The 14550-nt window shown below is 68.6% G+C and carries 12 protein-coding genes; 9 read left to right on the top strand and 3 right to left on the bottom strand.

Annotated elements, in window-relative coordinates; genetic code table 11:
• Nucleotides 1–6: 6 nt before the first annotated feature.
• From tssK to tagH, 3 genes are read right to left on the bottom strand one after another with little or no spacing between them, the layout of a single operon-like run.
• Complete coding sequence (gene tssK / locus ACI766_RS00420; RefSeq protein ID WP_003115052.1) at nt 7–1341, bottom strand: type VI secretion system baseplate subunit TssK; 1335 nt, start codon at nt 1339–1341, stop codon at nt 7–9.
• A gap of 15 nt (nt 1342–1356) precedes the next feature.
• Nucleotides 1357–1821, bottom strand: a complete 465-nt coding sequence (tssJ, locus tag ACI766_RS00425) for a type VI secretion system lipoprotein TssJ (RefSeq protein ID WP_003083660.1) — start codon at nt 1819–1821, stop codon at nt 1357–1359.
• Nucleotides 1822–1865: 44 nt separating this feature from the next.
• The gene (gene tagH / locus ACI766_RS00430; protein WP_016263986.1) at nt 1866–3371 is read right to left on the bottom strand and encodes a type VI secretion system-associated FHA domain protein TagH; all 1506 of its coding nucleotides are present in this window, start codon (nt 3369–3371) and stop codon (nt 1866–1868) included.
• Between the two features lie 367 nt (nt 3372–3738).
• Between tagH and tssA the strand changes: the two genes are divergently transcribed.
• From tssA to tssH, 9 genes are all read left to right on the top strand, one after another.
• Nucleotides 3739–4773: a type VI secretion system protein TssA gene (gene tssA, locus ACI766_RS00435; RefSeq protein WP_023114795.1), complete on the top strand. Its 1035-nt coding sequence runs from the start codon at nt 3739–3741 to the stop codon at nt 4771–4773.
• A gap of 88 nt (nt 4774–4861) precedes the next feature.
• Nucleotides 4862–5380, top strand: a complete 519-nt coding sequence (gene tssB / locus ACI766_RS00440) for a type VI secretion system contractile sheath small subunit (RefSeq protein ID WP_003083666.1) — start codon at nt 4862–4864, stop codon at nt 5378–5380.
• A gap of 12 nt (nt 5381–5392) precedes the next feature.
• Nucleotides 5393–6889, top strand: coding sequence for a type VI secretion system contractile sheath large subunit (gene tssC, locus ACI766_RS00445; RefSeq protein ID WP_003104973.1), 1497 nt, complete (start codon nt 5393–5395; stop codon nt 6887–6889).
• 75 nt (nt 6890–6964) lie between these two features.
• Nucleotides 6965–7453: a type VI secretion system receptor/chaperone Hcp gene (gene hcp, locus ACI766_RS00450; protein WP_003083670.1), complete on the top strand. Its 489-nt coding sequence runs from the start codon at nt 6965–6967 to the stop codon at nt 7451–7453.
• Between the two features lie 167 nt (nt 7454–7620).
• Complete coding sequence (gene tagJ / locus ACI766_RS00455; RefSeq protein WP_003119488.1) at nt 7621–8466, top strand: type VI secretion system accessory protein TagJ; 846 nt, start codon at nt 7621–7623, stop codon at nt 8464–8466.
• A gap of 1 nt (nt 8467) precedes the next feature.
• A complete protein-coding gene (gene tssE / locus ACI766_RS00460) occupies nt 8468–8977 on the top strand; it encodes a type VI secretion system baseplate subunit TssE (protein ID WP_003104971.1) in 510 nt (169 codons plus the stop codon).
• Nucleotides 8974–10833 (top strand): type VI secretion system baseplate subunit TssF, encoded by a 1860-nt coding sequence (tssF, locus tag ACI766_RS00465; protein ID WP_003083676.1) that lies wholly within the window; start codon nt 8974–8976, stop codon nt 10831–10833. Before tssE ends, tssF begins: the two co-directional genes overlap by 4 nt.
• Nucleotides 10797–11843 carry a type VI secretion system baseplate subunit TssG gene (tssG, locus tag ACI766_RS00470; protein WP_003104969.1) on the top strand — a complete coding sequence of 349 codons (1047 nt, stop codon included), beginning with the start codon at nt 10797–10799 and terminating at the stop codon, nt 11841–11843. Before tssF ends, tssG begins: the two co-directional genes overlap by 37 nt.
• Complete coding sequence (tssH, locus tag ACI766_RS00475; protein WP_014602339.1) at nt 11836–14544, top strand: type VI secretion system ATPase TssH; 2709 nt, start codon at nt 11836–11838, stop codon at nt 14542–14544. The genes tssG and tssH overlap by 8 nt, the downstream gene beginning before the upstream one ends.
• Nucleotides 14545–14550: the final 6 nt, after the last annotated feature.

Consider the following 14550-nt stretch of genomic DNA (forward strand, 5'->3'; position numbering starts at 1 on the left):
CGTTGCTTATCCTCGAATGGCCCAGAAGGCCAGGTTCAGCCCGGGGAACTGGCCGGCGATGTGGAAGGCGAAGCCGCCGGAGTGCGTCAGCTGCTTCCAATGCGCGCTGCCGCGGTCCAGTTCGAAATAGGTGGAGCCGGCGTGGTAGGGGATCTGCCGCGGCGCCACCGGCATCGGCAGCAGGCCGATACCCGGCAGTTGCAGGTTGACCAGGTCGCGGATGTGCTCCACCGAGCCGACCTTGGCCTGCTGCGGGAAGTGCCCGCGCAGGCTCTCGCCGGGGACGTCGGCGCGCACCACCAGGACGAAGCTGGCGTTGTCGATCAGGCTGCGGTCGCTGAGCATCGCGACGTGCACGCCGTAGGCCTTCTCGACGATCGGGATGGCGATCGCCTTGGCGTCGATCACCGTCGCCAGCGCCTGGCGCAGGGCGAGCATCACCGGGGCGAAGCTGGCGGCCAGGTCGTCGTGGTTGTACACCGGGTACTCCTCGGGACGCCGCTGGCTGGCGGTGAAGGTACAGAACTCGCCGGCCAGGGCCACCAGTTCGCGGTACAGCTCCTGCGGGTGCAGCGGGCGCACGCGGGACAGGTGACCAGTGAGGGCCTCGGCGCGGTTGACCAGTTGCAGCAGCAGGAAGTCGGCGATTTCCGAGGCGCCCCCGGCGCTGGATGCCACCACCCGCCCGGCGAGGGCTTCGCCGCGCTGGTGGAGCAGGCCCAGCAGCTCCTTGGCGAAGGACGCCAGGGGCGGCGCGGCGGCAATGTCGAGCACCGGCGGCAGGTAGTCCTCGTCCAGGCTCAGGGCCTGGTCCGCGCGCTTCTCGCGGACCCGCGCGACGCCCACCGCGGCGTATTCGCCGAGGCCGTCGCGCTCGGTCAGCAGGCGGAACGCCTGGCTGCCCAGGGCCACCGGGGCGCGGCTCTCGAAGGCGGCATTGTCGTCGCGCACTTCCTGCACCTGGCTGACGTAGCGGGCGCCGCCGAGGGCCTCGCCCTCCTCTACCGTGTCGCGGGTGCCGACCCGCTTCAGCGGCAGGCCGAGGTAGACGATGCCATCGCGCAGGCTTTCCTCGACATTCAGCGGCGCCGGCGCCGGATCGTCGGCGGGGATGTTGAACGGCGTACCATCCGGCAGCACGCCGCGGGCGCTGACGATGGCCAGCTTGCCCTGGGTCAGCAGGGCATCGTCCAGCTTCAGCTCGGAAAAGCCCCAGCCGCCCGCCAGGAGCGAGCGGCAGCGGCCATCCACCAGGGTTTCCAGGTAGCGGTCGTGCTGCTGGAAATGCTGTGGCCGCAGGAACATGCCTTCGGACCACACCACGCGGTTATTCCAGGACATAGGGACTCCGAAGGTTCAGGGCGCGGGACGCGCGACGATGCCGATGGCCTGCGCGCCGAGCGTGATGTCGAGATGGCTGGTGCGTTGCCCCGGCACGTCGAGGACCTGGCGCCAGGTGGCGCGGTCGAGGTCGCGGTAGGCGGCGACGAAACCGAGCTGGCGGGTCTGCTCGTCGAGCGTGCGTTCGATGCGCCGTTCCTCGCCCGGACGCAGGAGGAACTCGTCCTGCTCCACCAGGTCGCCACCGAGGGTCGACTGGGCGTTGTCGGTGAGGGCGAAGTAGTCGGCGCGGCCGAACGCGGTGTCTTTCTTCAGCTCGTACAGCCGCAGGCGCAGCGGCGCCGCCTGGCCGGCGGCGGACGGGTTGAGGTTCGGTGCGGCGTGGAGCCAGATCACCACCCGGGTCGGCGGGGTTTCCGGCGGGCTGGACGAACAGGCGGCGAGCAGCAGCCCGAACAGCGCGACGATCAGTTTCTGCATGGTGTCGTCCTCATTGACGTTGTTTCTCCTGGTGTTCGTTGGCGTCAGGAACGCCGTAGTCGAGCGCTGTGTTCCTCGTAGGCGCGGCTGAATTCGCGGCCGAAAAGCTCCTGGAAGTCGTCCTCCGCCTCGCGCAGGATCTTCGCGTACAGCTCGGTGAAACTGTCCCAGTTCTGTGCCTGGCGGGCCCCCGGCAGCAGGCCGGAAAGTCCGGCCGGCTTGCCGAAGCGGGCTTCCAGCGCGGCCGGTTCGAAGCGCGCCAGCAGGTGGCGGATGGCGGCCTGCACGCCGGCCATCACCGCCAGCTGGTGCGCCTTGAGGTCTTCGAAGCTGTCGGCCACCGCGCGATCCGGCGCCATGAACGCCTGGTTGTCGCGGCGCAGCAGGAGCAGCATGGCCTCGTCGACGTTCGGCGCGAACTTCAGCGGGTTGTTCTGCACCGGCTGGATCATGGTCTGCGCCATGCGGAACTCGCCCTTCAGGCTGGCCCGCGCGCGCAGCACGTCCACCAGTCCTTCCACCAGGCCGCGATAGCTGCGGCCGATGGCTTCCATCTGCGCTTCGGCGCCGGCCGGGTCGACCTTCAACTGGGTCATGCCGGCGCCGCGCAGGAACGCTTGCAGCAGGTCGCCGCCGGCCGACGCGGCGGCGCTTGCCGGCGGCGTCGGCGCCGCCACGCTCGCTGGCTGTGGCTGTGGCTGTGGCTGTGGCTGTGGCTGTGGCTGTGGCTGTGGCTGTGGCTGTGGCTGTGGCTGTGGCTGTTGGGTGATCCCTGGGTCGGCGAAGGGCATCGCCAGCGGCGTCGGTTCGGCCGTCGGCAGCGGCTGGGCGACGGGCGTGGCGCTTGGCGCGGGCGTGTTGCCGAGCAGTTCGGCGAACGGGTCCCAGTCGGCCGGAATCAGCGGTGCGCCGCCAGCGGGCGGTGGCGCCGGGGTGGTCGCGGGGGGCGGCGGGATCACCGGTTCCGGCGGGCGGAAGTCGTGCTGTTCGGCCGGTACATGGTCCGGACGCGGCGCCGCGCCGGGCGGCGGCGGGGTGAGGAAGTCGAACAGGTCGGGCTTGGTGTCCAGCGGCGAGCCGCCCTGGAAATGCGCCGTCACCGCGGGGTGCGGGGTGGGCGCCGGTTCGGCGAAGGCAGGCGCCGATCCGGCGGCCTGCCGGCTCATCAGGGCGTCGAAGCTGGTGAACGGATCGGTCTGCGGATTGCCGCTGCCGGGCAGGGCGATGTCATGGCCGAGCTGGACGAGGATGTCGTATTCGCCGAGGCGGACGGTCTCGCCGTCCTGCAGCGGCTCGCTGTTGCCGCGGCGCAGGCGGTGCCCGGCATTGACCAGCAGCACGCCGTTGGTGCTGGTGTCGGTGAGGTAGTACACCCCGTCGCGGTTGAGGATGGTGCAGTGGCGGCTGGAGACCAGGCGCTCCGGGTCCGGCAGGACCCAGTCGTTGTCCGGGCCCCGACCGATGGTCAGCTGTCCCTGGTCCAGTACCTTTTCCGAACACTGACCGGGGGTCAGCTTGTGGTAGCTGGTGATGGTCAATCGCAGCGGCATTGCTACTCCTTGCATTGCCAGCGCCCGGCTCTTCCAGGCGCTCACCCCCGTGCCCGAGGGATTTCGGTTCGCATCCAGGCTGGCCCGACGGCTTTCCGGCGTTTCGTCGCCTCGGGAAGACACATCGGGTGGTACCGGATTATAAAAGACTAATCCTACGTCTTTTAAAGATTTGTCCGATCTGCGGTGTCATGCAACTAGTGGCGTTGTGCCTTCCTTGACAAGCCTTGCGGCATGCCACAAGAATTTTGCCAACCTTTCGAGTCATCCGATATTCATCAATGGCTCCTACAAGATCCGACGGAGTGGATCTTACAAGCGAAGGTGAGGGCCGCGCAGCGGCTTCGATGATAGGGAGATCGTCACCGTGCTGGATGTACCCGTTTTGCTGGCTGCCGTATCCCCGGACTCGCCCTGTGGCGACGATCTGGAGTACGACGCCGCGTTCCTCGAACTCGAACGCATCGCCCAGGGCCAACCCGAGCGCCAGATGGGCGATGCCGTGCTGCCCGCCGAGCCGCCGGAGTGGCCGCGCGTACGCGCGCTGGCCAGCGAACTGTTCGGCCGTAGCAAGGACCTGCGGGTAGCCAACCTGCTGCTGCAGAGCAACGTCGCCCTCGACGGCCTGGACGGGCTCGCCGACGGCCTGCTGCTGGTCCGCGAGCTGCTCGGCCAGTACTGGGACGGCGTCTATCCGTTGCTCGACGCCGATGACGACAACGACCCCACCTTCCGTATCAACGCCCTCACCGGCCTGGTCGCCGAACCGCTGCTGCAACTGGTCTGGGCGATCCCGCTGGTGCGCTCGCGGGCGTTCGGCCCGGTCAACCTGCGCGCCGCGCTGAACGCCGCCGGGCTGCAACGCTTCGCCAGCGAGACCCTGAGTCCCGAGCAGATCGCCGGCGCCTTCGCCGATGCCGACGCCGATGCGCTGGCCGCCACCCGGCGCGCCCTGGATGGCGCCCAGGAACATGCCCTGGCCATCGAGAGCGGCGTCGCCGAACGGGTCGGCTCGGCCCAGGGACTCGACCTCGGTCCCCTTCGTCAACTGCTGCGCCAGGCCCTCCAGGTGTTCGACCTGTACGGCCCGCAGGGCGCCGGCGAGCCCTTGGCGCCGGGCGCCGAAGCGGCCACCGACGAGCAGGGGGGGGCCGCGCCTGTCGCAGCCGTCGCCGCGCCGGCACCGCGAGCCAGCGGCGAGATCGCCAACCGCGAAGACGTCCTGCGCCAGCTCGACCGCCTGCTCGAGTATTACGTTCGCCACGAGCCGTCGAGCCCGGTGCCGGTGCTGCTCAAGCGCGCCAAGACACTGGTGACGGCCGACTTCGCCGAAATCGTGAGGAATCTCATCCCCGATGGGATTTCCCAGTTCGAAACCCTGCGAGGCCCGGAAAGCGAGTAACGCCTAGCGGCCGTCCGGGCCAACGCTGCAAGCCGCCGGGGCGATTCCGACGGCGCTAACAACCGCCGTCGCGCGAGGGAGAAACAAGATGGGAAGCACTACCAGCAGTCAGAAGTTCATCGCCAGGAACCGGGCGCCACGCGTGCAGATCGAGTACGACGTGGAGTTGTACGGTGCCGAGAAGAAGGTCCAGCTGCCCTTCGTCATGGGCGTCATGGCCGACCTCGCCGGCAAGCCCGCCGAACCCCAGGCGGCGGTCGCCGACCGCAAGTTCCTGGAGATCGACGTGGACAACTTCGATGCCCGGCTGAAGGCGATGAAGCCGCGGGTGGCCTTCAACGTACCGAACGTGCTGACCGGCGAAGGCAACCTGAGCCTGGACATCACCTTCGAGAGCATGGACGACTTCAGCCCCGCCGCGGTGGCGCGCAAGGTCGATTCGCTGAACAAGCTGCTCGAGGCGCGTACCCAGCTGGCCAACCTGCTGACCTACATGGACGGCAAGACCGGCGCCGAGGAAATGATCATGAAGGCGATCAAGGACCCGGCTCTGCTTCAGGCCCTGGCCAGCGCGCCGAAGCCCAAAGACGACGAGCCGCAGGCGTAAGAGGATTCCAGCATGGCCGAATTGAGCACCGAGAACCTGGCCCAGGGCCAGACCACCACCGAGCAGACCAGTGAGTTCGCCAGCCTGCTGCTGCAGGAGTTCAAGCCCAAGACCGAGCGCGCCCGCGAAGCGGTGGAGACCGCCGTGCGGACCCTCGCCGAGCATGCCCTGGAGCAGACCAGCCTGATCTCCAACGACGCGATCAAGTCGATCGAGTCGATCATCGCGGCGATCGACGCCAAGCTCACCGCGCAGGTCAACCTGATCATGCACCACGCCGACTTCCAGCAACTGGAAAGCGCCTGGCGCGGCCTGCACTACCTGGTCAACAACACCGAGACCGACGAGCAACTGAAGATCCGCGTGCTGAACATCTCCAAGCCGGAGCTGCACAAGACCCTGAAGAAATTCAAGGGCACCACCTGGGACCAGAGCCCGATCTTCAAGAAGCTCTACGAAGAGGAATACGGCCAGTTCGGCGGCGAGCCCTATGGCTGCCTGGTCGGCGACTACTACTTCGACCAGTCGCCGCCGGACGTCGAGCTGCTCGGCGAGATGGCGAAGATCTCCGCCGCCATGCACGCGCCGTTCATTTCCGCCGCCTCGCCGACGGTGATGGGCATGGGTTCCTGGCAGGAACTGTCCAACCCGCGCGACCTGACCAAGATCTTCACCACCCCGGAATACGCCGGCTGGCGTTCGCTGCGCGAGTCCGAGGACTCCCGCTACATCGGCCTGACCATGCCGCGCTTCCTGGCGCGCCTGCCCTACGGGGCGAAGACCGATCCGGTGGAAGAGTTCGCCTTCGAGGAAGAAACCGACGGCGCCGACAGCAGCAAGTACGCCTGGGCCAACTCGGCCTACGCGATGGCGGTCAACATCAACCGCTCCTTCAAGCTCTACGGCTGGTGCTCGCGGATCCGCGGCGTCGAGTCCGGCGGCGAGGTGCAGGGCCTGCCGGCGCACACCTTCCCCACCGACGACGGCGGCGTGGACATGAAGTGCCCGACCGAGATCGCCATTTCCGACCGCCGCGAGGCGGAGCTGGCGAAGAACGGCTTCATGCCGCTGCTGCACAAGAAGAACACCGACTTCGCCGCCTTCATCGGCGCGCAGTCGCTGCAGAAACCCGCCGAGTACGACGATCCGGACGCCACCGCCAACGCCAACCTGGCGGCGCGCCTGCCCTACCTGTTCGCCACCTGCCGCTTCGCCCATTACCTGAAGTGCATCGTTCGCGACAAGATCGGTTCCTTCAAGGAGAAGGACGAGATGCAGCGCTGGCTGCAGGACTGGATCCTCAACTACGTCGACGGCGACCCGGCCCACTCCACCGAGACCACCAAGGCCCAGCACCCGCTGGCGGCGGCCGAAGTGGTGGTGGAGGAAGTCGAAGGCAATCCGGGTTACTACAACTCGAAGTTCTTCCTTCGCCCGCACTACCAGCTCGAGGGACTGACGGTATCGCTACGCCTGGTATCCAAGCTGCCTTCGGCCAAAGAGGCCTGAGGCATTCAACGACAGCGCCTGCCATGGTGGCGGGCGCTTGCATAGCGTAGTGGCGCGAGCCACACGGGAGGAAAGATGGCTGTTGATATGTTCATCAAGATCGGCGACGTCAAGGGTGAGTCCAAGGACAAGACTCACGCCGAGGAAATCGACGTGCTGGCATGGAGCTGGGGCATGTCCCAGTCCGGGTCGATGCACATGGGCGGTGGCGGCGGCGCCGGCAAGGTCAACGTGCAGGACCTGTCGTTCACCAAGTACATCGACAAGTCCACGCCCAACCTGATGATGGCCTGCTCCAGCGGCAAGCACTATCCGCAGGCGAAGCTGACCATCCGCAAGGCCGGCGGCGAGAACCAGGTCGAGTACCTGATCATCACCCTGAAGGAAGTCCTGGTGTCCTCGGTGAGCACCGGCGGCAGCGGTGGCGAGGATCGCCTGACCGAGAACGTGACCCTGAACTTCGCCCAGGTCCAGGTCGACTACCAGCCGCAGAAGGCGGATGGCGCGAAGGACGGCGGTCCGGTCAAGTACGGCTGGAACATCCGCCAGAACGTGCAGGCCTGATGAGCCGGCTGCCGGTCATGGCGTGGCCAGGCCATGCCGTGGCCGGTGCGAGCGCCCGCCATGCCGGGTGCCGAAGGCGCGCGCGGCGCGCCGCGGACCTCGTCCGCCCGACCTCCTGCCGGAGGTACTGAATTCCACCGGGTCGTCCGTCGCGTCCGCCGGGCGCCATGGCCGACCCTTCATTCGCATCCGGGCGCCTGGGCTCCCGGCTACAGGGAAGTATCGCGATGATCGCCGAAGAACTGTTGCGCGCCGGGCGCCTGGACGATGCCTTGAAAGCCTTGCAGGAACAGGTGCGCAGCCAGCCGTCGAACGCTACCCTGCGGATCTTCCTGTTCCAGCTGCTGGCCGTGATGGGCCAGTGGGCGCGGGCGCAGAACCAGCTCAAGGTGGTCGGCGAACTGGATGCCTCGGCGCTGCCGATGGTACAGACCTACTCCACCGCCATCGACTGCGAGGCGCTGCGCCGCGAGGTGTTCGCCGGGCGCCTGACGCCGGTGATCCTCGGCCAGCCGGCGGAATGGATCGCGCCGCTGTTGCAGGCCCTGAGCCTGGACGCCGAAGGCCATGGCGAGGCCGCCCAGGCCCTGCGCGAGCAGGCCTTCGACGCCGCGCCGGCGGTGCCCGGGCGGATCGGCGAAGCGCCGTTCGCCTGGCTGGCGGATGCCGACACGCGCCTCGGCCCGGTGCTCGAGGTAATCGTCAACGGTCGCTATGCCTGGTTGCCGATGAGCAACCTGCGCAGCCTCAAGGTCGAGGCGCCGAGCGACCTGCGCGATCTGGTCTGGCTGCCGGCCGAACTGACCCTGGCCAACGGTGGCGCCACCGTCGCGCTGCTGCCGGCGCGCTACGCGGAAACCGTCGAGCACGGCGACGACGCCGCGCGCCTGGGGCGCAAGACCGAATGGCTGGACAGCGGCCTGCCGGTCGGCCAGCGGCTGTTCGTCACCGATGCCGGCGAGACCGCGCTGTTCGACCTGCGTGAACTGGACTTCGAGCCGACGGACGCCTGACATGGCCGAACTGACCCTCCAGGAGCGCCTGCAGCCGTCGCTGCTCGACCGCCTCACCGACGACGAGCCGGGCAACCTCAAGGAAGCCGCGGAGCGCCGGGTGCTGACCCTGAACCAGCTGAAGGCCTCGGTGCTGCGCGACCTGGCGTGGCTGTTCAACACCACTTCGCTGTTCGACCACGGCCCCGCCGCACGGATGCCGGCCGGCAACTCGGTGCTCAACTACGGGCTGCCGGCGCTGGCCGGGCACACCGCGTCGAGCGTCGACGTGCATGCCATCGAGGCGCTGCTCACCGAGACCATCGCCACCTTCGAGCCGCGCATCATCCGTTCTTCGTTGCGGGTGCGCGCGCAACTGCTGCCCGGCGAGATGGACCACAACGCCCTGAGCTTCGAGATCGAGGGCGACCTCTGGGCCGAACCGGCGCCGCTGCGCCTGCTGCTGACCACCAACCTGGACCTGGAGACCGGCCACGTGCGCGTCGCCCAGGGCGAGCGGAGGCGTACATGAACCCGCGCCTGCTCGAGTACTACAACCAGGAATTGCAACACATCCGCGAAAGCGCCGCGGAGTTCGCCGAGGAATTCCCGAAGATCGCCGGGCGCCTGTCGCTGTCCGGCTTCGAGTGCGCCGACCCCTACGTCGAGCGCCTGCTGGAAGGCTTCGCCTATCTCACAGCGCGGGTCCAGCTGAAGCTCGACGCGGAGTACCCGACCTTCACCCACAACCTGTTGGAAATCGCCTACCCGCACTACCTGGCGCCGACCCCGTCGATGACCGTGGTGCAGTTGCGCCCGGACCCCAACGAAGGCGCCCTGAGCAGCGGCTTCAGCGTCGAGCGCGGGGCCTCCCTGCGCGGCCAGCTCGGCCCCGATGACCAGACCGCCTGCGAATACCGCACCGCCCACCCGGTGACCCTGTGGCCGCTGGAAGTGGCCCAGGCCGACTACTTCGGCAATCCCGCCGCGGTGCTCGGCCGCCTCGCCGCCAGCGAGCCGCGGGCCAAGGCCGGCCTGCGCATCCGCCTGCGCAGCGGCGCCGGCATCCCGTTCGACAGCCTGTCGCTGGACGCCCTGCCGCTCTACCTGCACGGCGCCGACGAACAACCCTACCGCCTCTACGAACAATTGCTCGGCAACGCCTGCGCGGTGTTCGTCCGCGCCCCGGACAATGCCTGGGTCGAACGCCTGCCGACGAGCAGCCTGCGTGCGCGCGGCTTCGACGACGAGGACGCGCTGCTGCCGGTGGTGCCGCGGGCGTTCCAGGGCTACCGCCTGCTGCAGGAATACTTCGCCCTGCCGGCGCGCTTCCTGTTCGTCGAGTTCTCCGGCCTGAACCGCGCCCTGCGTCGATGCCACGGCGAGGAGCTGGAACTGGTCGTGCTGTTCGGCAAGCACGACCAGCGCCTGGAGGGCACGGTGGACGCGGAGCAACTGGTGCCGTTCTGCACCCCGGCGATCAACCTGTTCCCGCGCCGCTGCGACCGCATCCACCTGTCCGACCGGGTCAACGAGCATCACGTGATCGTCGACCGCACCCGTCCGCTGGATTTCGAGGTGCATTCGCTGCAACAGGTGAGCGGCCACGGCAGCGGTCCGGAGCAACCCTTCCAACCGTTCTACGCGGTGCGCGACCCGGCGCGCTACGGCCGCGAGCAGGCCTACTTCAGCGTGCGCCGCGAACCGCGCGTGCTGTCCAGCAAGCAGCGGCGCAAGGGCCCGCGCTCGACCTACGTCGGCAGCGAGACCTTCGTCGCCCTGGTCGACGCCAACCAGGCGCCCTATCGCCACGACCTGCGCCAGCTCGGCATCGCCGCGCTGTGCACCAACCGCGACCTGCCGCTGTTCATGCCGATCGGCGCGCACAAGAGCGACTTCACCCTGGAGGACAGCGCGCCGGTCATGCAGGTGCGCTGCCTCGCCGGACCGAGCCGGCCGCGCGCCAGCCGTGCCCACGATGCCAGCGCCTGGCGGCTGATCAGCCAGCTGTCGCTGAACTACCTGTCGCTGGCCGAGCGCGGCCAGGGCGCCGCCGCCCTGCGCGAGCTGCTGCGGCTCTACGGCGACAGCGGCGATCCGGCGCTGCAATTGCAGATCGAGGGCCTGCGCGAGGTCAGCAGCAAGCCTTGCACGCGGCGCCTGCCGATGCCCGGGCCGATCGTCTTCGGCCGTGGCCTGGAGATCACCCTGGACTTCGACGAGAACGCGTTCCGCGGCACCGGGGTGTTCCTTCTCGGCGCTGTGTTCGAGCGCTTCCTGGCACGCTACGTGTCGATCAACAGCTTTACCGAGACGGTGCTGCGCACCGGCGAACGGGGCGAGGTGATGAGATGGCAGGCGAAGCCGGGCAGCCGTCCGAACCTCTGAACCTGCTCGCCGGGATGGCGGCGGCGCCCTGGGACTATGACTTCTTCCAGGCGCTGCGGCGCATCGAGTGCGAGTCGCCGCAACTGCCGCGCCTCGGTCATTCGGTGCGGCTGGCGGACGACCCGCTGCGTCTCGGGCAGAAGCCCGACTGCACCTTCGCGCCCTCGACCCTGGCCTCGGTGAGCCAGGCCGGCACCGCTGCGGTGCCGCGCCTGGACCAGTTCTTCTTCGGCCTCACCGGCCCCAACGGGCCGCTGCCGCTGCACCTCACCGAATACGCCCGGGAACGCCAGCGCAACGTCAACGACGCGACCTTCAAGCGCTTCATGGACGTCTTCCACCACCGCCTTCTGACCCTGTTCTACCGGGCCTGGGCGGAGGCGCGGCCGGAGATCAGCCACGACCGGATCGACGACGACTACTGGTCGGCGCGCCTCGCCGCGCTCTCCGGGCGCGGCATGCCGAGCCTGCGGGGGCGCGAGCCGCTGGCGGATACCGCACGCTACTACTACACCGGCCACCTCGCCGCGCAGACCCGCTACCCGGACGGCCTGCGGGTGATCCTCGCGGAGTATTTCGAGGTCCCGGTGGCGGTCGAGGAATACGTCGGCCAATGGCTGGAGCTGCCCGAGCGCAGCCGCCTCGGCGTCGACTCGACGAGCCTGGGCATGGACGTCTGCCTGGGCACCCACGTCTGGGACCGCCAGCACAAGTTCCGCCTGCGCCTGGGGCCGCTGGACCTCGATCAATACCAGCGCTTCCTGCCCGACGGCGACCACTTCGTCGAGCTGGCCGCCTGGGTCGCCGAATACCTGGGCGAGGAGCTGGACTGGGACGTCAACCTGGTCCTGCAACGCCACGAAGTACCCCCGCTGGGCCTGCAGGGCGGCGGGCGGCTCGGTTTCAACACCTGGCTGGGCGATCCCGGCCAGGACGCCAGGGATCTACTGCTGGCCCGCCAGTACGCCACTGCGCGGCCGCACGAGCACAAGGAGAAGGAACATGAGTGAGATCAGTCGCGTTGCGCTGTTCGGCAAGCTGAACAGCCTGGCCTACAAGGCCATCGAGGCCGCCACGGTATTCTGCAAGCTGCGCGGCAATCCCTATGTCGAGCTGGTGCACTGGTTCCACCAGATCCTCCAGTTGCCGGACTCGGACCTGCACCAGATCGTCCGCCAGTCCGGGATCGACCCGGCGCGCCTGGCCAAGGACCTGACCGAGGCCCTCGACCGCCTGCCGCGCGGCTCGACCTCGATCACCGACCTGTCCTCCCATGTCGAGGAAGCGGTGGAGCGCGGCTGGGTCTACGGCAGCCTGATGTTCGGCGAGAGCCAGGTGCGCACCGGCTACCTGGTGATCGGCATCCTCAAGACGCCGAGCCTGCGCCATGCCCTCACCGGGCTGTCGGCGGAATTCGCCAAGCTCAAGGTCGAGGCGCTCACCGAGCGCTTCGACGAGTACGTCGGCGCCTCGCCGGAGAACGGCCTGTCGGCCAGCGACGGCTTCAACGCCGGCGCCGCCCCGGGCGAGGCCAGCGGCGCCCTGGCGCCGAGCGCGATGGGCAAGCAGGAGGCGCTCAAGCGCTTTACCGTGGACCTCACCGAGCAGGCCCGTAGCGGCAAGCTCGACCCCATCGTCGGGCGTGACGAGGAGATCCGCCAGTTGGTGGACATCCTCATGCGCCGCCGGCAGAACAACCCGATCCTCACCGGCGAGGCCGGCGTCGGCAAGACCGCGGTGGTGGAAGGCTTCGCCCTGCGCATCGTCGCCGGCGACGTCCCGCCGGCGCTGAAGGACGTCGAACTGCGCGCCCTCGACGTCGGCCTGCTGCAGGCCGGGGCGAGCATGAAGGGCGAGTTCGAGCAGCGCCTGCGCCAGGTGATCGAAGACGTGCAGAGTTCCGAGAAGCCGATCATCCTGTTCATCGACGAAGCCCACACCCTGGTCGGCGCCGGTGGCGCGGCCGGCACCGGCGACGCCGCCAACCTGCTCAAGCCGGCCCTGGCGCGCGGCACCTTGCGCACCGTGGCGGCGACCACCTGGGCCGAGTACAAGAAGCACATCGAGAAGGACCCGGCGCTGACCCGGCGTTTCCAGGTGGTGCAGGTGGACGAGCCGTCCGAGCACAAGGCCATCCTGATGATGCGCGGCGTCGCGTCGACCATGGAGAAGCACCACCAGGTGCAGATCCTCGACGAGGCGCTGGAGGCGGCGGTCCGGCTGTCGCACCGCTACATCCCGGCGCGCCAGCTGCCGGACAAGTCGGTGAGCCTGCTGGATACCGCCTGCGCGCGCACCGCCATCAGCCTGCACGCGGTGCCGGCCGAGGTCGACGATAGCCGCCGGCGCATCGAGGCGCTGGAAACCGAGCTGGCGATCATCCGCCGCGAGAGCGCCATCGGCGTCGCCACCGCCGAACGCCAGCGCAACGCCGAGACCCTGCTGGCCGAGGAGCGCGAGCGCCTGTCCGCCCTGGAGCAGCGCTGGGCCGAGGAAAAACGCCTGGTCGACGAACTGCTGGAGACCCGCGCCCGTCTGCGTGCCGCCGCCGAAGCGGTGGACGCCGGCGGCGTGCCGCTGGGCGAAGGCGAGGCGCGTCTCGACGAGGAACAGCGCCAGGCGCTGCATGCGCGGCTGGCGGAGCTGCAGGCGCAACTGAGCGCGTTGCAGGGCGAAGAGCCGCTGATCCTGCCGACCGTGGACTACCAGGCGGTGGCCTCGGTGGTCGCCGACTGGACCGGCATCCCGGTCGGCCGCATGGCGCGCAACGAGATCGAGACCGTGCTCAACCTCGACCAGCACCTGAAGAAGCGCATCATCGGCCAGGACCACGCGCTGGAGATGATCGCCAAGCGCATCCAGACTTCCCGCGCCGGCCTCGACAACCCGAGCAAGCCGATCGGCGTGTTCATGCTCGCCGGCACCTCCGGGGTGGGCAAGACCGAGACCGCGCTGGCCTTGGCCGAGGCCATGTACGGCGGCGAGCAGAATGTCATCACCATCAACATGAGCGAGTTCCAGGAAGCCCACACCGTCTCCACCCTCAAGGGCGCCCCGCCCGGCTACATCGGCTACGGCGAGGGTGGCGTGCTGACCGAGGCGGTGCGTCGCAAGCCCTACAGCGTGGTGCTGCTGGATGAAGTGGAGAAGGCCCACCCGGATGTCCACGAGATCTTCTTCCAGGTCTTCGACAAGGGCGTGATGGAGGACGGCGAAGGCCGGGTGATCGACTTCAAGAACACCCTGATCCTGCTCACCACCAACGCCGGCACCGAGATGATCGCCAGCCTCTGCGCCGATCCGGAACTGATGCCCGAGCCGGAAGCCATCGCCAAGTCGCTGCGCGAACCGCTGCTGAAGATCTTCCCGCCGGCGCTGCTCGGCCGCCTGGTGACCATCCCCTACTACCCGCTCAGCGACGACATGCTCAAGGCCATTTCGCGCCTGCAACTGGGGCGGATCAAGAAGCGCGTGGAGGCGACCCACAAGGTGCCGTTCGAGTTCGACGAGGGCGTCGTCGACCTGATCGTCTCGCGCTGCACCGAGACCGAGAGCGGCGGCCGGATGATCGACGCGATCCTCACCAACACGCTGTTGCCGGACATGAGCCGCGAGTTCCTCACCCGCATGCTCGAAGGCAAGCCGTTGGCCGGGGTACGTATCAGTAGCCGCGACAACCAGTTCCACTACGACTTCGCCGAGGCCGAGTGACAACCG

The organism is Pseudomonas sp. DL (assembly GCF_047199225.1).
In the GTDB taxonomy this organism is placed as follows: domain Bacteria; phylum Pseudomonadota; class Gammaproteobacteria; order Pseudomonadales; family Pseudomonadaceae; genus Pseudomonas; species Pseudomonas aeruginosa.